Consider the following 23,609-nt stretch of genomic DNA (forward strand, 5'->3'; position numbering starts at 1 on the left):
GCAGCCGCGCCGGCCGTCCATCCCAGCGTGATGCATCCCGCCCGGACGGGACCTTTTCCGACCATCCCCCCCGGACAACTCCGCCGCCCGGACGGATGCTCCGCCCGTCCGCCGGCCCTATTCCCTATTCCCCATTCCCTATTCCCTGCAGTTGCCCCTATCTCTCCCCCGCCAGCTCCGCGGCCGCCACCGCCGCCTCGCCGCGCCCGGCCAGCGCAAAGTACGCCACCATCGCCGAAGCAAAGACCGCGGCCAGCGCGAGCTTGGCCTCGCGCGGCAGGTCCGAGGGGGAGATGAAGCCCTCGATCATCCCGGCGATCACCAGCATCATCGCCGTCCCCATGATGAGCGCCACCGCCTCGCGGCCGCGCGTCACCAGCACCTCGCGCCGCGTGCGCCGGCCGGGAAGGAGAATGCCGGAGCCCATCCACAGCCCCGCGCCTCCCGCGATGCAGATGGCCGTGAGCTCGATGCCGCCGTGGGGGAGCACGAAGGTCCACAGGTGCAGGCTCTGCCCCACGTTGGCGAACATGGCGGCCACGGTGCCCAGCAGCACGCCGTTCATGATCAGCACGTACGCCGAGCCCAGGCTGGCCAGCACGCCGCCGGCGAACGCCAGAAAGGTGACCTGCACGTTGTTGCTGATCAGCCGCGTCGCCATCACGGGCATGAAGATCTGCGGCACCTCCACGTACCCCTCGCCGCGCGCCTCCTTGGCCGCCGCGTTCTCCGCCCGCGCCATCATCTCCGCGGGCACCAGCTCGCGCGCCATCTCCGGCCGCGCGCGGATGGCGGCGAAGCAGAGCAGGGCGGGGAGGTAGAAGAGGACGGAGGCGATGGCGATGGGCTTCCACAGCCGCCGCGCCAGCGCCGCGAATCCCCCGCCGGCGAAGTCGCGGAACCGGCGCCAGGTGCGCTGCGGCGGGCGGTAGAACAGGTTGTGCCCCGTCCCCACCATCCGCTCCAGGGAATAGAGGAGCTCCGGCGAGCCGCCGTACGTCCGCGCGCGGGCCAGGTCCGCCGCCACGCCGCGGTACAGCGTGGCAAAGCGCGACACGCGCCCCTCGTCCAGCGTGTCCAGCCCCATGCGCCGCGTTTCGTCCAGCGTCTTCTGGTACTCCGCCCACTCCGCCCGCTGCCGCCGCACCAGCGCCGTGGCCTGCGCGGTTCCCGCCCGCCCGCCCGCGCCCGCGGCCCGGCGGCGCTCCGTCTCTTCCTGGTGCAGCAGGGAGAGATAGGCGTCCGGGCTCATCGCCGTGCGGCGCGCGTCCTCCATCACGTGCCGCTCCACCCGCGCCATCAGCTTGCGCGAGAGCTCCGCGCGCACCGATCCGTCCAGCGAAAGGCGGCGCTGCACGTACATGGACACGGCGGTGAACTCCTCCGTGCTCATCCGCGGCGGGCCCAGTGCCGGCCCGGCGGGCGCGGTGGATTCCTCGGGGATGGCGTGCCCGGTACGGTCGCGCACCACCACCGTCCCCGCGGCCAGGTCGCCGATGCGCTTGGTCTGCGGATGCAGCATCATCGACAGCCCGCCGAAGATGCACGAACCCCCGGGCTGGATGTCGACGATCACCTTGATGAAGGTCCGCACGGCCGCGGCGCGCACCGTGACGGGATAGCCGCCGTCGTGCACCACGCGGATCCCCATCCGCTTCTTGCCCGGCGTCTGCCCGTCGCGCAGCCCCTCGAAGAAGATGAAGTAGCCCCAGACCATCAGAAAAATGAGGATCGTCACCACACCCATCCCCAGGCCGCCCACCACGTTCTCCGCACCGATGGCGGAAAGGATGAGCGAGGCGACGATGCCGAATCCGAACACCGAGCCCATGAGGATGAGCGCGTCCAGCAGCAGCGCGGTAAAGCGCGAGCCCAGGTCCGCCAGTTCGTAGCCGATGGCGACGTGCTCGGGGGTTTCCACGTCCACCTGGCGGTCGGCCAGGACGTGTGCGGGGGCGGTCTGTACCAGGGTCATGCGGAGGGCGGATCGGCGGGGAAGGCGTGCGCGGACGCGTGCGCGCGGAATCTATCCGCGTCCCGCCACCCCCGCGAGTGCGCACGGAGCGGATCGCGCGGCGAGGGGCGCCCTCCATCGACCCGGCGCGCGGATGGCTCTAGATTCGTCCGCGGGCGGAAATACCGGATCATCACCAGCAAGGCGGGCGGGATGCACGAAACGGGAGAGGTGCGGCTGCACCGGGAGGCGGAGGGCGTCACGCGCATCGACCACGGTTGGCGCGGCGCGGGGTTCATCGCCTCGTATCTGATCGAGGACGGTGACGGGCTGGCGCTGGTGGAGGCCGGCCCGGCGTCCACGCTGGATACGCTGCTGGCCGGCATCCGCGCGGCGGGGCGGGACCCGGCGGAGCTGACGCACATCCTGCTCACCCACATTCACCTGGACCACGCCGCGGGCGCCGGGCACCTGGCGCGCATCGCCCCGCGGGCGCGCGTCGTCGTTCATCCCCTGGGCGCCCACCACCTGGCGGACCCGTCGCGCCTGCTGTCCAGCGCCGCCCGCATCTACGGCGACCAGATGGAGGCGCTGTGGGGAACCATGATCCCGGTGGATGACGAGCGCATCGACGCCGCGGAGGACGGCCTGGCGGTGCGGGTGGGCGGGCGCACGCTGCGCGCGGTGGAAACGCCCGGCCACGCGGACCACCACCACGCCTGGCACGACCCGGACGCGGGGCTCGTGTTCAGCGGCGACGTGGGCGGGGTGCGCCTGGACCACGCGCTGCACGTCCGTCCCCCCACCCCGCCACCGGACGTGGACACCGGGCGCTGGCTGGCGAGCGTGGAGCGGCTGCGCGCGCTGCGCCCCCGCATCCTCCTTCCCACCCACTTCGGCGGAATCCACGATCCGGAGTGGCACCTGGACGATCTGGAAAGCCGGCTGCGCGCGTGGACGGCGCTGGCGGAGCGGTTCGACCTCAAGGACCGGGACGGCTTGGCGCGCGCGCTGGCGCAGTCGGCGGACCCGGAGCTGCTGCAGGCGAGCGGCGACCCGGCGCTGGTGGGGCGCTACGCGGAAACCATCCCGTACGACATGATGGCGGCCGGCCTGCTGCGGCAGCGCGGGCGCATCGCCCGGGAGCAGCGGTGACCGAGGGAACGGAGCGGGGAGAGGCGCCGGGGTTCCGGCTTTCCGAGGTGATTTCCGCGCTTTCCTACGCGCTGGACCTTACCGAGGGACAGCCGGAAGGCCACTCCATCCGCACCTGCCTGATCGGAATGCGCATCGGCGAGGAGCTGGGGCTGGATGCCGGAACCCGCGACTCCCTCTTCTACGCGCTGTTGATGAAGGACGCCGGGTGCTCCGCCAACGCGGCGGAAACGTCGGCCCTCTTCGGCGCGGACGATCCCGCGGTCAAGCGGTCGTGGAAGATGGTGGACTGGCGGCGCAGCGGCCCGGGGCTGCGGCACGTGCTGCGCAGCGTGCGCCCGGGGGAGCCCGTGGGCCTGCGGCTGAAGCAGGCATGGCGCATCGTCGCCGGACCCCCGATCACCGCGGATCTGGTGCGCGCCCGCTGCGAGCGCGGCGCCGACATCGCCCGCATGCTGGGCCTTTCCACCCAGACCGCGGCCGCCATCCGCGCGCTGGACGAGCACTGGGACGGCGGCGGCGTGCCCCTGGGGCTGCGCGGGGAAGAGATTCCGCTGCTGGCGCGCATCGCCTCGCTGGCGCAGACGGTGGAGGTGTTTCACGCCGCGCGCGGAACTGCGGCGGCGCTGGCCATGGCGCGGCGGCGCGCCGGGCGGTGGTTCGACCCCGCCCTGGTCCGCGTCCTGGACGGCACCCGCCGCGACACCGCCTTCTGGAACGCGCTGCGGGGCGACGTGCGCGCCCGGGTGGCCGCGCTGGAGCCCGCCGGGCGCGAGATGCGGGCCGACGACGGCGCGCTGGACCGCATCGCCGAAGCGTTCGCGCGCGTCATCGACGCGAAGTCGCCTTATACTTTCCGCCACTCCGAAGGGGTGGCGGCGTACGCCGAGGCCATCGGGCGCGTTCTGGGCTTCTCCGCGCCGGCCCAGCGCGACCTGCGCCGCGCCGCCCTGCTGCACGACATCGGCAAGCTGGGCGTAAGCAACCGCATTCTCGACAAGCCGGGAAAACTGACGGAAGAAGAGTTCGCCGCCATGCGCCTTCATCCGGAGTACACGCACCGCATTCTGGCCCGCGTGGGCCCCTTTCGCGAGCTGGCGGAGCTGGCCGCCTCGCACCACGAGCGCATGGACGGGCGGGGCTACCACCGGGGCATTCCGGCGTCCACTCTTTCCGAGGCCGCACGCGTTCTGGCCGTGGCGGACGTGTGCGACGCCCTCAGCGCCGCGCGGCCGTACCGGGGGGCGCTCCCGCGCGAGCAGGTGCTGGAGATCCTGGGGCGCGACGCGGGCCCGGCGCTCTGCCCCGTTTCGGTGGATGCGCTGCGCCAGGCGCTGGACGCCGATCCCGGGCTGGGGCCGCCCGCGGAGGGGCCGTCCGGAGTGGTGGGTTCTTCCGCTGTTTCGGCGTAATCGGAGCGTCCGGCGCCGCGCGCTCCGTAACGGTTTGGAGACGCTGCCAGAATCGCCGCAACTCGTTTCACACCATCATCTTCCCCTTCGGAACCCCCGATCCGGGGCAGTGTACGCCTCCTTCGCGCCGGAGCAGCCCGTACATCGGTGCGGGGCGGGTGCTTGACAGGGGCGGGAGCACCGTGCACCTTAACCGGCGAACCCTGCCAGCAGGGCTCGCGGCGCGGTTTTCCCGTACGTGAGCGGACGACCCTCCGTCAGGCGCCCTCCCGGGTGTGTGGCGGAGTTTCGATCTAACGTTCGCTTGCCGGACGCGGGGCGGGGAAAATCACCTTGCCGGGGGCCGGTCAGAATCTGGGCCGATCGTTCGTTCGGTATCCGGAGCCGGGGGTCGCCTACCGGGCGCAATCAGAGATCCACGCGGGAGGAGGGCAATGTTCAACAAGCTCGTCGCGTCCGAGGGCCGAAAGTCCGGCTTTCTGTCGCCGACCAACGTCTTCATCTCCGGAGTGCTGCACGTGGTGCTCATCGGGGGCCTGGTGGCCGCCGGTGTGAACGCCGCGGAGCGCGCGTCCCGGGAGAAGGAGGAACTGGTCGATTTCGTGGAGGTGGAGGAGGAGAAGCCCAAGGAGCCGGAGCCGGAGCCGGAGAAGCCCAAGGAGCCGGAACCGCCGCCACCGGAGCCGGAGCCGGCCGCGGCGCCGCCCGTGGTGAAGGGGTTCCAGACGCTGACGCCGCCGGCTGAGCCGCCGGCCACCATCGCGCCGCCCAACCCCAACCAGCAGGCGGTGTCGCCCGAAGACTTCACCGCGCAGGGTCAGGAAGGCGGCGTAGCCAAGGGCGTGGAGGGCGGTGTGGCGCAGAGCACGGCGGAGCGCGAGGCCCCGGCCGACGTCGGCACCTACGAGCTTTCCGCGGTGGAAGAACAGCCCCGCCCCACCAACGTGGCGGAGCTGCAGCGGCAGCTGGAGCGCAACTATCCGCCGCTCCTGCGCGACGCCGGGGTCACGGGCACGGTGCAGGTCCGCTTCCGCGTGCTGGAAGACGGCCGCGTGGACGCCGAAAGCATCCAGGTGACCAACTCGTCGCACGAGCAGTTCAACGACCCGACCATCCGGTCGGTTCAGCGGCTGCGGTTCCGTCCGGCCAAGGTGAACAACCGGGCGGTGAAGGTGTGGGTGGAACTCCCCATCCAGTGGCAGGTGGCGCGCTGAGCGCGTGCGCCCCGGGAATCCGGGGCGCGGCAGGACACCAGGGCGGCGCGGCCGGGCAGGTCCGCGCCGGACAGCAGGCAAACATCACGGAAGGCGCAGGCGCGCTGAGGAGATCGTAGAACCATGGATATTGCGAAGATCTGGGCCGACACCGGGTTGCTTAACCGCGGCATCGTAATCTTCCTGATCCTGATGAGCATCACGTCGCTGACGGTTGCGATCTGGAAGTGGCTTCAGTTCCGCCGGATGGCGGCCGCGACCAAGCAGTTCGCGCCCGCCTTCTCCGCGGCGCTGGAAAGCGAGAACATTCCGGAAGCCCTGGCGCTTGCTGATCAGTACCCCAAGTCGCACGTGGCCCGCGTGCTGGGCGAGTCCCTGCGCGAGGTTGCCCCGCTGCTGAGCGATCCCCGCGCCGCCGGCGCCGCGATCGTGTCCTGCGAGCGCTCCGTGGAGCGTGAGCAGATCCTGCTGGCCAACGAGCTCAAGAGCGGGCTGGGCCTGCTGGCCACCATCGGCTCCACGGCGCCGTTCGTGGGTCTGCTGGGCACCACGCTGGGCATCGTGAACTCGTTCATGGGCATGTCGGAAAAGGGCGGCGGCCTTGAGGCCGTGTCCGGCGGTATCGCCGAGGCCCTGATCGCCACGGCCATCGGCCTGGTGGCGGCCATCCCCGCGGTGTGGCTGTACAACTACTTCACCGCCAAGCTCGACACGCTGTTCTCGGAACTGGCCTACGCCGGTCGCGAAATGATCGACTGGATGATGACGCGCCAGGCCCGCCGCGAAGTGGGCGGCGCCACCTACGGAGACTGACCTATGGCTGGAGGACATGGCGGAAGCGCAGCCTTTGGCGGATCGCCGCTCCCCACCGTGGCGGGCGTGACCTCGAACGTGACCTCCGACATCAACGTCACGCCGATGATCGACGTGATGCTGGTGCTGCTGATCATCTTCATGGTGGTGACGCCGTCGCTGGCCTACGAGGCCAAGCTTCCCAAGGCGCGCACGGCGCTTCCCGAAAAGGAAGACCGCGTTACGCTGGGTGTGGACAACCAGGGCAAGTACTGGCTGGAAGACGTTCAGAACCCGGGCCCGATCCCGCTTGCCCAGCTGGAGCAGCGGCTGCGCGACGAGTACGCCAAGCGCCCGGGCGACCACAACCTGTACCTCAAGGCCGACAACGGCGTGGAGTACTCGGTCGTGCTGAGCGCGATCGACGCCTCGCGCCGGGCGGGTGTACGCCGCATCGGCCAGATCACGGAACTGCCCGCGGGGGCGCGCGTCCGCCGCGAGTAGGTTCGTGAAGCCTTTCGCCTTCGCCGCGCCGTATGGCGCGGCGGGGCACCGACACTGAGCACGGAGAGTCAATCCCATGGCTATGGGAGCCGGCGGGAGCAAGGGCGGCGCCATGAGCGAGATCAACATGACGCCCATGATCGACGTGCTGCTGGTGCTGCTCATCATCTTCATGGTGGTGCAGCAGGGCCTTCAGCGCGGTCTGGTCGTGCAGGTGCCGCCCCCGAAGGAAAAAGAAGAAATCTCGCAGAAGCCGCCCGATGACGACCAGATCGTGCTCGAGGTGGAGCCCGGTCCGCGGTACGCGGTGAACCGGCAGCCGGTAGAGGCGGCCAACCTGGAGCCGTTCCTGCGCCAGGTGTTCACCGGCCGGGCCCGCAAGGTCATCTTCGTCAAGGGCGCCGAGAACCTTACGTACGGCGACGTCGTGCGCGCGGTGGACGCAAGCCGCGCGGCCGACATCACCATCGTGGGCCTGGTGCCGCGTCCCGAAGTGGGACCGGCCACCGTGGTGGCGCCGCCGGCGCAGTAAGCCGCGGCCGCTTCTGGAACGCTGATGGACAACGAACCGGCGCCTTTCCCCTCGCGGGAAAGGCGCCGGTTCGCTTTCGTGCATCCCTGTCAGAATACGGGCACTCCGGTGCGTTGGATCAGTACACCCGCACCGGAGCCCCCCGCATGCACCGCGACCCCATCGCCGGTTTCCGCGACCCGCTCGCCCGCATCGACCTGACGCCCTTCATCGGCGTGGCGCTGGTGCTGCTGCTCGTCTCCATGGTGATCACGCCCGGGAACGGCCCCTACCACTACACTCCGAAGGCACGCACCTCGGCGGAGATGCGGCGCGGCATGGTGACCGTCTACCTGGGCCCCTACGATCTGGCCTATGTGGAGGGCGCCCCTTCGGCCGGTCCGGTCCGGAGGACGGAGATCGCGCACTGGATGGGTGTCGCGCTGCGGGCGCTGCCGGAGGATCGCCGGGGGACCGTGTACCTGGATGCGCATTACAACGCCCCGTACGCGGACGTGCTTTCCGTGCTGAGTGCCGCCTCGGACAACGGCGTTCGGCGGGTGGGGCTCATCACGGTTCCGCCGCGCGACTGAACCGCGCGGATTCTTCTCACGCAAAGCCGGGAGGATGCAATGGCGATGGGAACTGTCGGACGGCGGGGCGGGTTGACTGCGACGATCAACATGACGCCCATGATCGACGTGGTGATGGTGCTGCTGATCGTGTTCATGGTGGTGCAGATGGGGCTGCAGCGCGGGCTGGTGGTGCAGGTGCCGCCGCCTGAGCCGTCGTCCATCGACAGCACCGATCCCACCGCGCTGGTGCTGCAGGTGCGCGCGGGCGGCCGGTACGCGGTCAATCACCAGCCGCTGGACGGAGAAAAGGTGCGGGAGCAGTTGGCGGCGATCCTGGCGCCGCGGCCCCGGAAGGTGCTGTTCGTGGCGGGTGAGGGACCGCTCTCGTACGGCGAGATCGTCGCGGCGGTGGACGTGGGCCGCGCGGCTGGAGCCGAGGTGATCGGGCTGAGTCCGGCGAACTGAGCGCTCGCGGAGGGACGCGGGGGTGGCGGGGACGCGCGGGGGAGCAGATGAGGGAAACGGACGAGGCCGGCGGCTCTGGAGAGCGCGCCGGCCTCGTTGTTCATCCACCGAAGACCGAGATCAGGCGGCGGCGTCCACGCCCAGGTTGCGGCGCAGCAGCGCCTCCGGGTCCGGATCGCGGCCCATGAAGCGGCGGAACAGCTCCGCGGGATCTTCCGCGTCGCCCTGGCTCAGCACGTGTTCAACGTAGGCGCGGCCGGTTTCGCGGTTGAAGAGCCCTTCCGTGGCAAAGCGGCTGAACGCGTCCGCCTCCAGCACCTCAGACCACAGGTAGCTGTAGTAGCCGGCCGCGTATCCGCCGGAAAAGATGTGGGCGAAGCTGGTGATGAAGTGGTCGCGGGCAAAGCGCGGCGCGAGCGAAAAGTCTTCCATCACCCGCTGCGCGCGCGCCACCGGGTCCTCGCCGGAAGCGGGGTCAAAGCGCGCGTGCAGCTCCAGATCCACCGTGCCGAAGCTCAGCTGCCGCATCTGATGGTGGGCGCCCATGTGGATGCGGGCCGCGCGCATGCGGTCAAAGAGCGCGTCGGGAATGGGCTCGCCCGTCTGCCAGTGCCGCGCGAACAGGTCCAGCGCGGGGCGCTCCCACGTCCAGTTCTCCATGATCTGCGACGGCAGCTCCACCCAGTCGGTGGGAACGCGGGTGCCGCCCAGCGCGCCGATCTCCACGCGCGAAAGCATGTGGTGCAGCAGATGACCGAACTCGTGAAAGACGGTCTGCACCTCGCGATGGGTGAGCAGGGCGGGGTGGTCACCCTCCGGCGGGCTGACGTTGGCGGCCACGAAGCCCAGATGCGGCTCCCACCCGTGCGCACGCGGGCCGCCCAGGATCATTCCGCTCATCCACGCGCCGCCGCGCTTGTCCTCGCGCGGAAACCAATCCGTGTAGAAGCCGCCCAGCCGGTTGCCACCCTCGTCCGCGACATCGTAGAAGCGCACGTCGGGGTGCCACACGGCCGCCAGTTCGCGCGGCTGCACGGTGACGCCGAACAGCCGGTGCGCGATTTCAAACAGTCCCTCCAAGACGCGGTCCAGCGGGAAGTAGGGGCGAAGCGCCTCGGCGTCCAGGTCAAAGCGGGCCAGCCGCATCCGCTCCGCCGCGAACGACACGTCCCACGGCTCCAGCTCGCTCATCCCCAGTTCGTCGCGGGCAAACTCGCGCAGCGCGGCGATTTCGCGGTTCCACGCCGGGCGGGTGCGGGCGGTGAGGTCCTCCTCGAACGCGATGGCCCGGTCGCCGCTGCCGGCCATGCTTTCCTCGAGCGTGTACTCCGCCCAGTCGCGAAATCCCAGCACGCCCGCCAGCTCGCGGCGAAGCTCCAGCAGCCGGCGGATGAGCGGGCGGTTGTCGTGCTCGCCGGAAGAGGCGCGATTGCTGTACGCCTCGTACATGCGCCGGCGCAGATCCCGCCGCGCGGAGTACTGCAGGAACGGCTGAAAGGAGGGAATCTGCAGGGTGAAGCGCCACCCCTCCACCCCCTTGGCCTGCGCGGCGGCGCGCGCCTGTGCGCGGGCGGATTCCGGCAGCCCCTCCAGCTCCGCCTCGTCCGTCACCACCAGTTCGAACGCGTTTGTGGCGTCGAGCACGTTGTTGGCGAACTTCTGCGCGACGGACGACAGCTCCACCCGCAGCGCCTCGATGCGCGACTTGGCCTCGTCCGGCAGGTCCGCCCCGGCGCGCACAAAGGCGCGCACCATCTTCTTCAGGTGCCGCGCGCGCACGCCGGTGAGCGCCCGCGCGGCTTCGGTGTCCGCGTACGCCTTGACCGCGCTCCACAGCCCCGGGTTGAGGGCGATGCGGGCGTTGAAGGCGGAGATCTCGGGAACCATCTCCTGCCACGCCGCGCGCAGTTCCGGCGTATCGTGCACGCCGATCAGGTGCGAGACGGGGCGGGTGACGCGGCCCATCCGCTCGCTGACCTCCTCCAGTTCAAGCACCGTGTTCTCGTACGTCCGCTCGCCCCCGAGGGTGACGATGGCCTCCAGTTCGGCTTCGGCGCGCGACAGGGCGGCGCGGACGGCGGGAACGACGTGCTCCGCCTGGATCCGGTCGAAGGGGATCGGGAGTTCGGTCCGCAGCAGGGGATTGTCGTGGTCCGCGAAGTCGGTGCGAGCGGTCATGTGCGCAAGTACGAGGGGTGCGGTTGAAAGGGGCGGACGGACCGGCGGAACCGCACGGCGCGGGCCAGCGCGGGCGTTCAGGCCGCGGGTGCGGGGGCGGCGAAGCCGGACACGGTGCGGGCCCATTCCGGGCGGGCCAGGACGATGCGGAACCAGGGCGTGAACGCGGCGGGGTCGGCGCGCATCTCGTCCTCGATCTCCTCCGGCGAGGCCCAGCGCCACCCGTCCACCTCGCCGGGCTCGGGGTTCGGCTCGCCCTCCCAGCGGCCCAGAAAGACGTGGTCGAACTCGTGCTCCACCAGCCCCTGCCCCACGTCGGCGCGGTACACAAAGGTGAAGGCGGGCTCCATGGGGCAGTCGAAGCCCATTTCTTCGCGCACGCGGCGGCGCGCGGCGGCGTCCACCCGTTCGCCGGGGCGCGGGTGCGAGCAGCAGGTGTTGGTCCACAGCCCGGGCGAGTGGTACTTGGACGCGGCACGGCGCTGCAGCAGCATCTGCCCCTCGCCGTTTACGACAAAGACGGACAGCGCGCGGTGCAGGCGCCCCTCGGTGTGGGCAAGCTGCTTTTCCAGAACTCCCACTTCGGCATCGTTTTCGTCGACCAGCACGACGCGTTCTTCCATGCGGCTCCGCTCCCGTGACCGCCGAAGATTCGGCGGAGGCTGAACGAACATTCTACATCCGACGGCCGCAACCTCCGGGCCGCCGCTCACGCCGGGGCGGCGGATTGGAGCAGATCGCCCCATGCGTGCGTGCTCTGATGCGGTCCGGATCTGTACGTCCGGCGGAGGCGGATCGTTCCGCGCACCGGGGCGGGTCCCGTCCAGAGATTCGGCCGGATGGGGGGCGCGAACGCAAGGGAGCGCTCGATCCCGATTTTCTGCGGAAAGCTTTGTACGTCGGCGGCCGGGGAGGCCCCTCCCCCGGCCCCTCCCCGTGCAAACTGCCGCACGGAGAGGGGGGGAACTGCAACGACTTCACACTTCGGATTGTGCCGCGGCCGGAGAGGGCCCACTCTCCCCGGCCCTCTCCCCGCTGTCGCGCGAGAAAGCGAGACCTCAGCGCGCGGTCGGCCTGTGGCACCGTCCGCCTGCTGTTGTGACGGTAAAGGTCCACACCTGTTCGATGCAGTACATCCCGTTGCTCATCCCAGGCTCGCGGTCCATCAGCGGGCGACATCCGGAGAGCGCAGAACCCATCGCGTCAGACGATGCGGACGCCGCGGCGGACGGTGACGGGGGAGCCGTCGGCGAGCAGGGCGGAGCGCGGCGGGCCGGACAGGCACTCGGCGAAGGCGGAGCCGTAGAGCGCGCCCACGTCGCCGTCCAGCACGGCGGATTCGGCGCGCCACACGTTCCAGCGCGGATGCTGCACCTGGTACTCCACGCAGCCGCCGTCCCGCTGGCGCGCGTAGCCCCAGTAGTGCTCGGTGATGAACTCCTCTTCCGATCCCGCTACCAGCGGCGCGGAATCGCCCGTGACGGCCACGCGCAGCAGCGACGGGCGGCGGCGGTGGCGCCATCCGTACTCCACATCGCCGCCCGTGCCCGGCCGCACGGTCACGCGGTGGCGCATGGGGAGGGCTGCGTAGTTTTCGTTGTACACCCAGCGCGCGACCGCCGCGATGGCCATGCGCGGCACGATCTCCTTGATGAACACCACGCCGCGCCGCCATCCCTCCGGGCCTTTGCGCCGGACATAGAAGCGCAGATTGAGCTCTTCGAAATTGCGGTGGAACGGGATGGGGATGCCGAGCACGCGCGTGTTCAGGAAGCGGAAGCCGACGACGCTGGCGTAGGTGACGCCGTTCCACGCATCCAGCTCCGTCCCCGCGGGCACCAGCGGACGGAGCAGGGCCGGCGGCATCTCGTAGTTCAGCATCGCCAGCCAGCGCCATTCCGCGGTCAGGAATGCGCCGCGCGCGGGTTCGTCGGGAGCGGAGTCGGCCATGGGGCAGGAACGGCGATGGAGGAGCGCGGACCGCGTATCGCCGGGAAGGTCGCGCGGGCGGGGAGGGCGGGCAAGGGTGCTTCGGGCGGCTCGGGCGCGCTTCCGGTGAATGCGGGTGTGGCCCTCACCCCGCGTGCTGCGCACGACGACCCTCTCCCACGAACGGATGTGGGAGAGGGAGCACACACCAGAATCGTGCGTTCCGGATGGTGACGTGCGGCGGCGGGCTCCCCCCTCCCCCCAGCCCCCTCGCCCCGCAAGCGGGGGAGGGGGAGCCGTTCGGTGCGGAGGCGGGGCCGGTGCGCGTCCCCGGTTACCGCTCCGCGGTGAGAACCTCCTTGGCCGACACGAATCAGGCCGCGGCAGACTGCATCCTCAACCGACGTCAGGCTCCGCGCAGTTGAAGCCCCGAACGTGGACGCGACAGCGGCCACGTGTCGGGGGTTACCGCTGTTTGAGCGGCGGATTTATTCGCTCAGGAGAGCCGCGGAAGCGTCCGATGGCGTGGTCGATCCCCGGGGCTGGGGTTTCTTTCTCCCGCATCTCTCCGTGCGCACGGACGCACGGACGCACAGAGAGATGCGTAGATGAAGGGCACCGCGGTCCATCAACCCAAACTGCGCGCGTCAGATGCCGCTGGGAAAGGTCTCGGGCGGCTCGTCGTTGACCCACAGGGGCGTGCGCTCCAGCGGGTGCAGGGCGCGTGTGGTGTCGAAGTGGATCACGCCGTCGAACTGCTCGGAGAGCGACGCGTGGAAGTAGTGGCTCCAGCGCTCCGTCTCCGGCTTGTAGATCACCCCGATCGCCCGCTCCAGCCGGTCCGGGCGCAGCGCATCGGCCACGGCGCCGTCCGTGATCGGCAGAAAGAAGTTGGGGATGCCCGCCTGATGGAAGAGCGCTTCGTAGCTCCCCTCCATCCCCGGCCGCACCTTCTTGCGCTCGGCGGGCGCGTCCCACTCCGACGCGGCGGTCACCGTGCCGGTGTAGGTGCTGAAGCCGATGAGCCGCGCGCGGTCGCCGTGCCGCTCGCGCATGAGCTGGCCCACGCTCCACTCGCCCTCGCGCCCCATCTGCGTGGCGCTCGCATCGCCCAGGTGGGAGTTGTGTTCCCACACCACGATCCGCGGCGCGATCCCCTTGCTCTCCAGGTGCGCGGCCAAGGCATCCAGCGTATCCGCCATGTGGCAGTCGCGCAGGTTCCACGACGACACGCGCGCGGCGAACATGCTGCGGTAATATTCCTCCGCGTTCTTTACCAGCCGCGCGTTCTGCTCCGCGAAGAACAGCTCGTCCTCCGCGCCGCCCACGGAATCGCCGGCTCGTGCGCGAAGCTCCTGCAGCTGCCGGACAGCTTCGTCTTCGCACGCGCGGGTGATGCCCAGTTCCGCCGCGTACCCGTACGACTGCGGATCGCCGCCGCCCACGCGGTGAAAGCAGCCGTAGCGCTCGCGCGCGCGGCGGGCCGCCTCGGGATCCACCTCATCCAGGTACCCGATCACCGCTTCGATGGAAGAGAACATCGAGTACAGGTCCACGCCGTAGAAGCCGGCCTGGGTTCCGTCATCCCCCAGCCCCGCGTTGTGGTCGCGCAGCCAGGCGACGAGCTCCACGATGTCGTCGTTGCGCCACATCCACTGCGGAAACCGCTTGAACCCGCCCAGCGCCTGTTCCGGCGTGGCGTCGTCGCCCATGCCGCGCACGTAGCGGTTCACGCGGTACGCATCCGGCCAGTCCGCCTCCACGGCCACGGCGGTGAACCCGCGTTCGGTGATCAGCCGCCTGGTGATTTCGGCGCGGGCGCGGTAGAACTCGTGCGTGCCGTGCGTCGCCTCGCCCAGCAGCACGAACTGCGCGTCGCCCACCAGATCCAGCAGCGCGTCCCAGTTCCCCTCCGGCCCCGCCAGCGGGATCGCGGCCGCCCGGATCGCCGCCAGCGCCGCCTCGTCGTTCCGCTCCTCCACCCGTCTCGCCATCTGCCTCCCTCCCGTTCGCGTGGATCGCGGCGGGCGCGCACCGTCCATGCCACCCCGAGCACAGCGTTGGGCGTGGATGACGGACGTGCCCGGCGAGCGTAACGGCCCGCGTCTCGCTACTATCCCGCCGGTCGGCGCGGCTGAGTTTTCGGTTTACCGTGGATGGGGATGATGAGCGGATCGGGCGTGCGGCGGATGATGGGGTTGGCGATGGTGACGGCGGTGACGGCGGTGGCGGCTTCGGTGGATGCGGCCGCGGCGCAGCGGGCGGAGCTGGCGGGATGGGCGCGGATGGCGGCGGACACGTTCACGGACGGCCCGCCCTCCGGCCAGTTCGACGCGCAGGGTGTGCGTGCGTCCTCACCGCGCTTTCCGTCGCAGCCGGTGCAGGGGTTCAGCGGAATCCAGTTCGGGCCCGCGTGTGGCGCTTTCTGGTCGACGGGAGACAACGGCTTCGGCACCCGCGCCAACAGTCCGGACGCGCTGCTCCGCATCTACCGTCTGACGCCGGAGTTCCAGACCGCGCGCGGCGGCGCGGGCCGGCTGCGCAGCGACGGCTTCATCCCGCTGGCGGACCCGGACAGGCGCGTTCCCTTTCTTCTCGTTCGCGAATTCGTCGGCGACCGGCTGCTCACCGGCGGCGACCTGGACCCGGAGTCCATCGTCGCGGCGCTGGACGGCACGTTCTGGCTGGGCGACGAGTTCGGCCCGTTTCTGCTGCACGTTTCGGCGGACGGACGGCTGCTCGCGCCGCCCATCCCGCTTCCCAACGGCGCCGCGGGGACGGTACGCTCGCCGCAGAATCCCGCGCTGACGGCCACGGGCACGGCGCCGGGCGCGGCGGGCGGCGCCAACCTGGGCGGCTCGCGCGGGGTGGAAGGAATGGCGCGCATGCCGGAGAGCGGAGGCCTGCTCGCGCTGCTGGAGGGTACGGTGGCGGGCGACCCCGCGGGCCGGCTGCGGTTGTACACGTTCGATCCCGCGCGCGGCACCTTCGGCGACACCATCCGCTACTTTCCGCTGGATGACCCGTCGCACTCCATCGGCGACATGGCGGCGGTGAACGAGCACGAGTTCCTGATCGTGGAGCGCGACAACGCGTTCGGCGACAGCGCCGCGTTCAAGCGCGTCTTCCGCGTCGACCTGGCGCGCGCGGACGCGGAGGGCGTGGTATCCAAGGAACTCGTGGCGGACCTGCTGGACATCGCCAATCCGCACCGCCTGGGCGGATTCGGCACGACGTACCGGCTGCCGTACATCACCATCGAGAACCTGCTGGTGATGGACAGCCGCACGCTTCTGGTGATGAACGACAACAACTATCCCGCCACCGGCGGGCGCGGGCGCGACGTAAAGGACGCGACGGAGATGATCCTTATCCGCCTTGCGCGGCCGTTGAACCTGGCGCGCGGCGTGGGCCGGCCGGCGGAGTGTGCGGACCCGCTCGCGGGAGCACGCCGATGACGGATTCCGGTACCATGCGTCCCGGCCTGCCGCGCCTGTCGTTCTTCTGCGAACTGCGGCCGGAGCCGCTGGCGCGCCTGTTCGCCGACGCGCGCGTCCCCCTCCTTCTGGCCGAGCTGGAGGCGACGGTCACGCTGGGGTTGATGGACCTGAGCGACGAGCGCGCCGCCGTCGTTCGCATGCTGAACGAGCGCGGGATTCCGCTGAACGCGTGGATTCTGCTGTCTGAAGAGGGCGGGTACTGGTGCCACAGCGGCAACGGCGGCGAGGTCTGCGCGCGTTATGACGAGTTCCGCGCGTGGACGGAGCGGCACGGGCTGCGGTGGGAGCGCGTGGGCATCGACATCGAGCCCAGCATTCACGACGTCCGCGACGCGCGCGCCAACCCGTGGACGCTGCTCACGCGCGGCGTTCCGCGGCTGTTCGCCCGCATCGACGAGGCGCGCGCCACGTACGAGGGGCTGGTCGCCAGCATTCGCGCGGACGGCTATCCCGTGGATGCGTACGTGTTTCCGTTCATCCACCACGAACGGCGCGCGGGGACGGCGGCGCTTCAGCGGCTGACGGGAATGCTGGACGTGGCGGTGGACCGCGAGGTGTGCATGCTGTACACGAGCTTCGTGCGGCCGTACGGGCCGGGGCTGCTGGACCTGTACGCGGAGCACTTTCCCGCGGTGGCCATCGGCGTCACGGGCGGCGGGGTGGAGGAGGGGCTGCGCCCGCCGCCGTCGCTGTCGTGGGACGAGTTCGCGCGCGACCTGCGCATTGCCCGGCGCCACACGGACGACCTGCACGTGTTCAGCCTGGAGGGATGCGTGGACCGTGGCTGGCTGGCCCGGCTGACGACGTTCGACTGGAACGTGCACGAGCCCGTGCCCGAGTTCCGCGCCCGTGCGGAGGTGCTCGCGGGGCGGCTGGAACTGGCGCTTCGCGTGCTGGAGCGGCCGGGGCTGGCCGCGGCGGCGGCCGGGCTTGGCGCGGGGCTGCTGGCGTGGGGCGGGTGGCGGGCGGTGAAGGGAATAGGGAATAGGGAGTAGGGAATAGGAACGACGGTTCGTTGGCGATGAGAGTCTATCGGCGGGGCAGAGCGCTGGGGGTTGACCTAAGTGATTGATAAGTATATAATTACAGCACGCACGAGACCGGAGGCTCCCTTGTTTGAGCCGACTCCATTGAAGCCGGGGGCCCACTCTGGCGATGGATGCAGCGCCCGCAAGGATGCCGCAGAAGCCGCCGACGGGTCACCCACCTGATCAGAAACTTGATCTGGCTTCAAACACAGTCTCCGGTCATGTGCACTCGTCGCGGGGTGGAGCAGCCTGGTAGCTCGTCGGGCTCATAACCCGAAGGTCGCGGGTTCGAATCCCGCCCCCGCTACTACAGAACACGCCTTCGTACCTTTCCGGTGCGAAGGCGTGTTCTGCTTTCCTCGCTTTCCATCCCGGCTCATGACCCACGCTGACGGGAAAAGGCGGCGCTTCCGCGAGCGATGATCCTGTGCTAAATTTTGGCACACTCCGTTGCGAGGCTGGATGAGCAATTCCGAACCATCATCGCTGCGCCTGATTTTTCCATCGATGTCGATGGCGCGGCTGGTCATCTTCTTTTTCGTGCATCCCGGCGAGCGCCTGCACATCCGCGAACTGATGCGGCGAACCGGGCTTCCAAGCGCCTCCGTACAGGCGGAACTCCGTCGCCTGACCGCGATCGGAGCGCTGGCGCGCACGGATGAGCCGGGCCGGTCGCTGTACACCGCGAACGATGCACATCCATCATGGCGCGCGTGGGCGATTCTGATTCAAGCCTGCGCGGCGCCATCCGACGTGATCCGCGAGGCTCTGGCCGGCCTTCCGGAGATCACCTGTGCCTTCATTTTTGGATCCACCGCGCGGGGCACCGCGGCTCCGGAAAGCGACGTGGACGTGTTCATTGTCGCGGAGCAGCCAGCACGCGCAGCCACAGAACGCGTCCTTGCCGAGGTGCCGATCCTGATTGGCCGTGAGATCGACGTGATCGGGTACGACGCGGAGGAACTGAGCGCCCGGCTGGAGTCGGGGAACGCATTCGTTGAAGATGTTCTTGCCGCGCCCAGGATCTGGATCCGCGGCGGCCCGCAGAGCATTCCCGTACTGGAGCCGGCGTGAATACTCGCATTCAGTTGATGCTGGACAGCCGCCAGTTGGAAGAACGCCAAGCCAGCGATTCCGAGGTGGAAGGCATATGGAACAAGGCCGTCCGGAGCCTCAACAGTTCCATGCTTCCGCGGTTGGATCCGGATGCAGCGTTCACACTGCTGTACCAGGGAGCGCTGCAGGCATCCACCGCCGTGGTGCGTGCCTCTGGGCACCGGGTGCGCGGAGACGGCCATCACCACCACACGTTCTTCGCTGTAGCGGCCCTCGGGGCTGGTGCGCTTTCCGGCGCCGCGCGCGACCTGAACGTGATCCGCCAGCAGCGGCATGGCGCCATCTACGACTGGGAGCGCACGACCGATGAAGCGGCTCTTTCCGCGCTGACCGCCGCCGCACGAAAGCTGTTCGCGGCGGGTGAGGCGTGGCTGATCGCCGAGAGGCCGCGGCTCGCGCTTGCTCCGCCGCCGTTCCCGGACTGACGCGCTCGCCGCCTCGCCGGAATTTCGGGCATCTCGCGGCACCACAGTCACTTGCAGAGACTCCCGCGGGAACCTTGTCCCGCACTCCGGGGGTACGCCGTTCATCGCACCCATGCCGCACCCCTCCCGTAACCCACTGTCCACGCTGGCTTTGGGGAACGGATCATGCTTTCTTCGCCCAGGCGAGGGGGGCGCGGCACGCGCGCGGCCCCTTGCTCACCGGGGCCGTCCGCGCTCCGCCCGCAGTCTTCGTGGTACGCATGACCCGACATCCAACCGCACGGCTCTGGGCAGCCTTCGTGGGACTTTCCACGGGGCTGGCCATCAGCAACGCCTCTGGCGAGCGCGCTCTGATGCGCGCCGTTCCGGGCGTGGCGGCGCTTTCGCCATCCCTTCCCGGCGACCCCGTTCCCCGCTTTACCAACGCGCGCATGGCGGTGGCGGTGGAGGCCGCGCGCGAGCACCTGGATGCGAACCGGCCGTGGGCGGCGTGGAAGGAACTGCGCGGCTTCGTAAAAGATCCGTCCGAGGCGCCCGACGCGGTGGTGCTCATGGCCGCCCGCGCCGCGGCGGGATGGGATGGATGGGCCCAGGTGCGCCGGCTGCTGGAAGGCCAGACCTGGCTGGAAGAGCGCAGCGGCGGCGAAGGGCTGTTCCTGCTGGCCCGCGCGGAGGAAGCGCGCGGCGACTGGTCGCGCGCGGCGGACGGATACCGGCGCTACCGCGCGGTCCGCAACGCCCCGCGCGAGGCGGAGGCCAGCGCGCGCATGGGCCGCGCGCTGTCGCGAAAGAAGGATCCGCGCGCGGCGGACGCGTTCGGCGACGCCGCGGGCGAACTGGGCGCGCAGGGCGACTGGATGCGGGTGCTGCAGGCGGAAGCGCTGGCGCGCGCGGGCGATCCCCGCACGCCGGGCATCGCGGACGCGCCCAGCACCAGCGCCGCCGTCCGCGTCCGGCTTGCCCGCGCGGACGCGGGCTACCGGCTGGCCAAGGGCGACACCGTCTTTGCCCTGCAGCGGCTGACGCGCGAAGAGTCGCTCCTGCGCTCCGCCGGGGCGGACCCGCACGCGGCCGAGCTGGCGCTGGAGCGGGTGCGCATTCTGGTGAACACGCGCCGCCCGGACGAGGCGCGCCAGGTGCTGCGCGGCCTGTGCGCGGACACGTCCGTCCCCGCCGCGCTCCGCCTGCGCGCGGCGACGCGGCTGGGCGAGGTGGCGGACGGCGGCACGGCGGATGAGCAGATGGCGCGCGCCGCGGCCTATGAGGCCGCGAACCGTCCCGGCCTGGCCGCCCGCAGCCTGCGCGCGGCGATCCGGGCGGGCGCGTCCAGCGACCCCGCGCAGCGGCTGCGGCTGGGACGCCTGCTGTACGAGGAGCGCGACTTCCGTCCCGCGCGCGAAGTTCTTGCGGGGCTGGGCGCGGATCTGTCCGATCCGGCGCAGGCCGCCGAGGCGGAACTGTACGCCGCGCGCGCGCTCAGCCGCGTGGACGCGGGCGCCGGGCTTGCGGAGCTCCGCAAGCTGGCGGAGCGCCGTCCCGGCACGGCCGCGGCGGGAACCGCGCTCTTTCTGCTGGGCGACGCCGCGGGCGACGTGGAGACCGGGATCGCCTACTACCGCCGCGCGGCGGACATTCCCGCGTCGCCGGACGCGCGCGAGGCGCTGATGCGGCTGGGCGACCGGCGGCAGAAGGCGGGCGACCCCACCGGCGCGACCGCGGCGTGGGAGTCGTACGTGGCGCGGTATCCATCCGGAGAAACGACGGCGGAGCTGGCGTACAAGGTGGGCGTGCAGCACGAGCGCGCCGGCCGTGCCGACCGGGCCCGCTCCATGTACGGGGCAGCGATCCTCGCCGATCCCGTGTCGTACTTCGCCATCCGCGCGGGCGACCGCTCCGGGGCCGACCCGCTGGCCCGCGCGCTGGCCAACAACCGCGCCTGGCCCGCCACCCCGCGCGACGCAGGCGACGCCAAGGAAGCGCTCGGCAGGCTGGAAGTGCTGGACCGGTTGGGGCTGCAAACGGAGTGGAAGGAAGAGCTGGACTGGCAGACCGTGCGGCTGACCCCGCGTCCCGCCGCTCTGCTGGCGCTCGCCGAGGGGCTGACGACCAGCGGACATCCGGTGGAGGGAATCCGCCTGGGCCGCGCGCTGCTGGAGCGCCGCAACGGCGAGTGGGACGCGCGGCTGCTGCGCGTCGTGTTCCCCTTTCCGTTCCGCGACGTGCTGACGGCGGAAGCGGATCGCGCGGACGTGGATCCGTATCTGCTGGCCGGGCTGGTTCGGCAGGAGTCGTCTTTTCGGCCCGACGCGAAGTCGTGGGTGGGCGCGACGGGGCTCAGCCAGATCATGCCGGCGACCGGCGCGTGGCTGGCGCCCAACGCGGGCGTCAGCAACTTCGACGCGAGCCTGCTGGCGGTTCCCGAGATCAATCTGCGGATGGGCGCGCGCTACCTGGGCGACCAGCTGGAGCGGTACCGCGGCAAGCGCGATCTGGCGCTGGCCGCGTACAACGCCGGTCCGTCGCGCGCGGACCGCTGGCGCCGCGAGCTGGGCTACGGCGCGGACGTGGACGCCTTTCGCGAGCGCATTCCCTTTGCGGAAACCCGCGAGTACGTGCATGTGGTGCTGCGCAACGCCGCGGTTTATCGCCGGCTGTACGGCGGATCCCGCTCGCCCGGTCTGGCTGGCGACCGCTGATCCGCCGGACGCCGGTCATCGAACGATGATCTTCGGATGATGATCGTCGGGCGCCGGTAGTCGGACGATCAATGTTCGGAGATGATCATCGGGCGCGTGACCTGTCGGACTGCGGTCCGTCGAAGGAACCGTGGACGATGATTCCGAGCAATGATCGTCGAACGATGCGCCGGGTGATGCCTGCGTGGCGATAGCCGACGGAGGCTGTCTGGACGGCGTTCTTCGACCGATGATCCGCCTGGCGATGGTCGGCAAGCTGGCCGGGCGTTGACCGTTGCGCCCCTTGATCCTTACACTGTGCGGCCGCCGTTTTCTGGCGGTCCGTTCTGCCTCGTGACGTACTTCATGCACATCCACCGAATCACCGCCGTTCTGCTCGCCGCCGCCGCGCTTGCGGCGGGGCCCGCACGCGCCCAGTCGCTGCAGGGCTCGCCCGCGAGCATCGAGCGCATGTACCGCCAGGCCCGCGCGCACGACCTCACGTTCTACCGCACGGCAAGCGGGGTTCGCGGCGCGGCCCGCGACGGCGACCTCGTGCGGCTGAGCGGCAACGAGGACTACCGGCTTTCCGGCGTGTCGCAGCCGTACGCGCTGGCCATCACCCGCACCTTCGTGCAGCGGCTGGCGGAGCAGTACCACGACGAGTGCGATGAACGGCTGGTCATCACCAGCGCCGTGCGCCCGCGCTCGGTGCGGCTGGTGAACTCCACCGAACTGACGGTGCACCCCACGGGGATGGCGGTGGACATCCGCCGTCCCGCCGCGCGCCGCTGCCTGGCGTGGCTGCGCAACCGGCTGAGCTACCTGGAAGGGGAGGGCGTGCTGGAGGCCACCGAAGAGCGGCGTCCGCCGCACTTTCACGTGGCCGTGTTCCCCGGCCCGTACCGCCGCTACATCGGGCGGGACGAGTCGGGGCCGAGCACGGAGCGGCGTACGGCGGCGAGGCCCGCTGCGCCCGCCCGTCCGCGCAGCAGCACGTACCGCGTGCGCGAAGGCGATTCGCTGTGGACCATCGCGCGGCGCCACAACCTTACGGTGGAGCGGCTGCGGACGGTAAACGACATGCGCAGCACGCGGATCGTGGCGGGACAGGTGCTCATCATCCCCACGCGCTGAACGGGACGAGGGACGACAGAACGCGGAGCCGGCGGAACCTTTCCGCCGGCTCCGCTTTGTTGTGTGTGGGGATGGATGACGGCGCGCAACCGGAGGACGGATCGCGTCCACCGGGCGGGACATCGCGCGGATGACAATCGACAGAAAACCCAGCAACGGCGCGGGATTCGGACGGGCACCCGCGTTGCCCTGCGGCATGGTGCGCCGTGCGGACGTTCGCCCGGCTGTCCACCACGGATCCGTGGCAAATCAAGCGGGAGAATGCATGATGAAAAGGTTCCTGCGCGGCCTGGCGATGGCCGGGGCGCTCGTGCTGGGCACGAGTTCGGTCGCGTGCGCCGGTACGGGATGGGAAGACGTGCTGTCCAACGGCGGCGGCCTGTACGACCGGCAGATCAGCGGCGAGGTGCGCGGCGTGAACACCCGTGCGCGGCGCATCGAGCTGCGGACCGACCGGGGTGGATACGAGACGGTGCGGTACGATTCGCGGACGGAAGTAGTGTACGGAAACCGGCGCTATGCCGCGTCGTCGCTGCGCCAGGGCGACTGGGTGAGCCTGCGCGTGAGCCGCGACCGCCGCGGCGACCAGGTGGCGGAGCGCGTGACCGTGCGCGAATCCGCCCGCGACCGTTCCGCGCGTTCGGACGACCGGTACGACCGCCGCAATGACCGGCGCGACGACCGCCGGGACGACAACCGCGGCCGGTACGACGGACGAAGCGCGGTGCGGTCGCTGGACGGGCGGGTGGGGCGCGTGGACCGCAACCGCCGCATGTTCGAGGTGCGCACCAGCCAGGGCACCGTGTGGGCGACGGTGGTGGGCGCCACCAGCCGCGAGCGCGACCGCATCCGCGACCTGCGCGCGGGCGAGTACGTGCGCCTCCGCGGCCGCTTCACCAGCAACTCGCGGTTTGAGGTGGAGTCGTTCCGGTAAGGCGGATGGAGTGGTTGGATGATCGTCCCGGATCGGATTTGATCCGGACGATCTGACGAAAGTAAAGAGCCCCGGCACGTGGACCGAATCAGCGGTCGCATGCCG

General features: G+C 70.5%; 20 protein-coding genes and 1 tRNA gene. 16 read left to right on the top strand and 5 right to left on the bottom strand.

Annotation, left to right across the window (positions count from 1 at the left end; genetic code table 11):
• Positions 1–157: 157 nt before the first annotated feature.
• A complete protein-coding gene (locus HNQ61_RS11135) occupies positions 158–1,975 on the bottom strand; it encodes a stage II sporulation protein M (RefSeq protein WP_170034506.1) in 1,818 nt (605 codons plus the stop codon).
• A 192-nt stretch (positions 1,976–2,167) separates the two neighbouring features.
• On the opposite strand from HNQ61_RS11135, the gene HNQ61_RS11140 reads away from it, so the two are divergent.
• From HNQ61_RS11140 to HNQ61_RS11175, 8 genes are all read left to right on the top strand, one after another.
• Entirely contained in the window at positions 2,168–3,109 is a 942-nt protein-coding gene (locus HNQ61_RS11140; protein ID WP_170034508.1) for an MBL fold metallo-hydrolase, read from the top strand.
• A complete protein-coding gene (locus HNQ61_RS11145; RefSeq protein WP_170034510.1) occupies positions 3,106–4,521 on the top strand; it encodes an HD domain-containing phosphohydrolase in 1,416 nt (471 codons plus the stop codon). Before HNQ61_RS11140 ends, HNQ61_RS11145 begins: the two co-directional genes overlap by 4 nt.
• 434 nt (positions 4,522–4,955) lie before the next feature.
• On the top strand, positions 4,956–5,735 hold the full coding sequence (locus tag HNQ61_RS11150; protein ID WP_170034512.1) for an energy transducer TonB: 780 nt from the start codon (positions 4,956–4,958) through the stop codon (positions 5,733–5,735).
• Between the two features lie 123 nt (positions 5,736–5,858).
• Positions 5,859–6,548 (top strand): MotA/TolQ/ExbB proton channel family protein, encoded by a 690-nt coding sequence (locus HNQ61_RS11155; RefSeq protein WP_170034514.1) that lies wholly within the window; start codon positions 5,859–5,861, stop codon positions 6,546–6,548.
• A gap of 3 nt (positions 6,549–6,551) precedes the next feature.
• Positions 6,552–7,031 (top strand): ExbD/TolR family protein, encoded by a 480-nt coding sequence (locus HNQ61_RS11160; protein WP_170034516.1) that lies wholly within the window; start codon positions 6,552–6,554, stop codon positions 7,029–7,031.
• A 76-nt stretch (positions 7,032–7,107) separates the two neighbouring features.
• Complete coding sequence (locus HNQ61_RS11165) at positions 7,108–7,563, top strand: ExbD/TolR family protein (protein WP_170034518.1); 456 nt, start codon at positions 7,108–7,110, stop codon at positions 7,561–7,563.
• Positions 7,564–7,709: 146 nt separating this feature from the next.
• Entirely contained in the window at positions 7,710–8,135 is a 426-nt protein-coding gene (locus HNQ61_RS11170; protein WP_170034520.1) for an ExbD/TolR family protein, read from the top strand.
• 39 nt (positions 8,136–8,174) lie between these two features.
• A complete protein-coding gene (locus HNQ61_RS11175) occupies positions 8,175–8,582 on the top strand; it encodes an ExbD/TolR family protein (RefSeq protein WP_170034522.1) in 408 nt (135 codons plus the stop codon).
• Between the two features lie 120 nt (positions 8,583–8,702).
• On the opposite strand, the gene HNQ61_RS11180 is transcribed toward HNQ61_RS11175, so the two are convergent.
• From HNQ61_RS11180 to HNQ61_RS11195, 4 genes are all read right to left on the bottom strand, one after another.
• Positions 8,703–10,760, bottom strand: a complete 2,058-nt coding sequence (locus tag HNQ61_RS11180; RefSeq protein WP_170034523.1) for a M3 family metallopeptidase — start codon at positions 10,758–10,760, stop codon at positions 8,703–8,705.
• 77 nt (positions 10,761–10,837) lie between these two features.
• Entirely contained in the window at positions 10,838–11,383 is a 546-nt protein-coding gene (gene idi, locus HNQ61_RS11185) for an isopentenyl-diphosphate Delta-isomerase (protein ID WP_170034524.1), read from the bottom strand.
• A gap of 580 nt (positions 11,384–11,963) precedes the next feature.
• Entirely contained in the window at positions 11,964–12,710 is a 747-nt protein-coding gene (locus HNQ61_RS11190) for a YqjF family protein (protein WP_170034526.1), read from the bottom strand.
• A gap of 626 nt (positions 12,711–13,336) precedes the next feature.
• A complete protein-coding gene (locus tag HNQ61_RS11195; RefSeq protein WP_170034528.1) occupies positions 13,337–14,683 on the bottom strand; it encodes an erythromycin esterase family protein in 1,347 nt (448 codons plus the stop codon).
• A gap of 171 nt (positions 14,684–14,854) precedes the next feature.
• On the opposite strand from HNQ61_RS11195, the gene HNQ61_RS11200 reads away from it, so the two are divergent.
• The 8 genes from HNQ61_RS11200 (at position 14,855) to HNQ61_RS11235 (ending at position 23,504) form a co-directional block, all read left to right on the top strand.
• Positions 14,855–16,147, top strand: coding sequence for an esterase-like activity of phytase family protein (locus HNQ61_RS11200; protein WP_205761468.1), 1,293 nt, complete (start codon positions 14,855–14,857; stop codon positions 16,145–16,147).
• Positions 16,144–17,184, top strand: coding sequence for a hypothetical protein (locus HNQ61_RS11205; RefSeq protein ID WP_170034530.1), 1,041 nt, complete (start codon positions 16,144–16,146; stop codon positions 17,182–17,184). The genes HNQ61_RS11200 and HNQ61_RS11205 overlap by 4 nt, the downstream gene beginning before the upstream one ends.
• A 266-nt stretch (positions 17,185–17,450) precedes the next feature.
• Positions 17,451–17,524, top strand: a tRNA-Met gene (locus tag HNQ61_RS11210).
• Positions 17,525–17,679: 155 nt separating this feature from the next.
• The gene (locus tag HNQ61_RS11215; RefSeq protein ID WP_170034532.1) at positions 17,680–18,291 is read left to right on the top strand and encodes a nucleotidyltransferase domain-containing protein; all 612 of its coding nucleotides are present in this window, start codon (positions 17,680–17,682) and stop codon (positions 18,289–18,291) included.
• Positions 18,292–18,308: 17 nt separating this feature from the next.
• Positions 18,309–18,758 carry a hypothetical protein gene (locus HNQ61_RS11220; RefSeq protein ID WP_170034534.1) on the top strand — a complete coding sequence of 150 codons (450 nt, stop codon included), beginning with the start codon at positions 18,309–18,311 and terminating at the stop codon, positions 18,756–18,758.
• A gap of 260 nt (positions 18,759–19,018) precedes the next feature.
• Positions 19,019–21,454 carry a lytic transglycosylase domain-containing protein gene (locus HNQ61_RS11225; RefSeq protein ID WP_170034536.1) on the top strand — a complete coding sequence of 812 codons (2,436 nt, stop codon included), beginning with the start codon at positions 19,019–19,021 and terminating at the stop codon, positions 21,452–21,454.
• 345 nt (positions 21,455–21,799) lie between these two features.
• Entirely contained in the window at positions 21,800–22,570 is a 771-nt protein-coding gene (locus HNQ61_RS11230; protein WP_170034538.1) for a DUF5715 family protein, read from the top strand.
• Between the two features lie 265 nt (positions 22,571–22,835).
• Complete coding sequence (locus HNQ61_RS11235) at positions 22,836–23,504, top strand: hypothetical protein (RefSeq protein ID WP_170034540.1); 669 nt, start codon at positions 22,836–22,838, stop codon at positions 23,502–23,504.
• Positions 23,505–23,609: the final 105 nt, after the last annotated feature.

The organism is Longimicrobium terrae (genome assembly GCF_014202995.1).
GTDB lineage: Bacteria > Gemmatimonadota > Gemmatimonadetes > Longimicrobiales > Longimicrobiaceae > Longimicrobium > Longimicrobium terrae.

What these genes read in the sequence shown, in the direction of transcription:
- HNQ61_RS11135 (WP_170034506.1), bottom strand. Translation starts at nt 1,975, where the DNA reads ATGACCCTGGTACAGACCGCCCCCGCACACGTCCTGGCCGACCGCCAG.
- HNQ61_RS11140 (WP_170034508.1), top strand. Translation starts at nt 2,168, where the DNA reads ATGCACGAAACGGGAGAGGTGCGGCTGCACCGGGAGGCGGAGGGCGTC.
- HNQ61_RS11150 (WP_170034512.1), top strand. Translation starts at nt 4,956, where the DNA reads ATGTTCAACAAGCTCGTCGCGTCCGAGGGCCGAAAGTCCGGCTTTCTG.
- HNQ61_RS11155 (WP_170034514.1), top strand. Translation starts at nt 5,859, where the DNA reads ATGGATATTGCGAAGATCTGGGCCGACACCGGGTTGCTTAACCGCGGC.
- HNQ61_RS11160 (WP_170034516.1), top strand. Translation starts at nt 6,552, where the DNA reads ATGGCTGGAGGACATGGCGGAAGCGCAGCCTTTGGCGGATCGCCGCTC.
- HNQ61_RS11165 (WP_170034518.1), top strand. Translation starts at nt 7,108, where the DNA reads ATGGCTATGGGAGCCGGCGGGAGCAAGGGCGGCGCCATGAGCGAGATC.
- HNQ61_RS11170 (WP_170034520.1), top strand. Translation starts at nt 7,710, where the DNA reads ATGCACCGCGACCCCATCGCCGGTTTCCGCGACCCGCTCGCCCGCATC.
- HNQ61_RS11175 (WP_170034522.1), top strand. Translation starts at nt 8,175, where the DNA reads ATGGCGATGGGAACTGTCGGACGGCGGGGCGGGTTGACTGCGACGATC.
- HNQ61_RS11180 (WP_170034523.1), bottom strand. Translation starts at nt 10,760, where the DNA reads ATGACCGCTCGCACCGACTTCGCGGACCACGACAATCCCCTGCTGCGG.
- idi (WP_170034524.1), bottom strand. Translation starts at nt 11,383, where the DNA reads ATGGAAGAACGCGTCGTGCTGGTCGACGAAAACGATGCCGAAGTGGGA.
- HNQ61_RS11190 (WP_170034526.1), bottom strand. Translation starts at nt 12,710, where the DNA reads ATGGCCGACTCCGCTCCCGACGAACCCGCGCGCGGCGCATTCCTGACC.
- HNQ61_RS11195 (WP_170034528.1), bottom strand. Translation starts at nt 14,683, where the DNA reads ATGGCGAGACGGGTGGAGGAGCGGAACGACGAGGCGGCGCTGGCGGCG.
- HNQ61_RS11200 (WP_205761468.1), top strand. Translation starts at nt 14,855, where the DNA reads ATGAGCGGATCGGGCGTGCGGCGGATGATGGGGTTGGCGATGGTGACG.
- HNQ61_RS11205 (WP_170034530.1), top strand. Translation starts at nt 16,144, where the DNA reads ATGACGGATTCCGGTACCATGCGTCCCGGCCTGCCGCGCCTGTCGTTC.
- HNQ61_RS11215 (WP_170034532.1), top strand. Translation starts at nt 17,680, where the DNA reads ATGAGCAATTCCGAACCATCATCGCTGCGCCTGATTTTTCCATCGATG.
- HNQ61_RS11220 (WP_170034534.1), top strand. Translation starts at nt 18,309, where the DNA reads ATGCTGGACAGCCGCCAGTTGGAAGAACGCCAAGCCAGCGATTCCGAG.
- HNQ61_RS11225 (WP_170034536.1), top strand. Translation starts at nt 19,019, where the DNA reads ATGACCCGACATCCAACCGCACGGCTCTGGGCAGCCTTCGTGGGACTT.
- HNQ61_RS11230 (WP_170034538.1), top strand. Translation starts at nt 21,800, where the DNA reads ATGCACATCCACCGAATCACCGCCGTTCTGCTCGCCGCCGCCGCGCTT.
- HNQ61_RS11235 (WP_170034540.1), top strand. Translation starts at nt 22,836, where the DNA reads ATGATGAAAAGGTTCCTGCGCGGCCTGGCGATGGCCGGGGCGCTCGTG.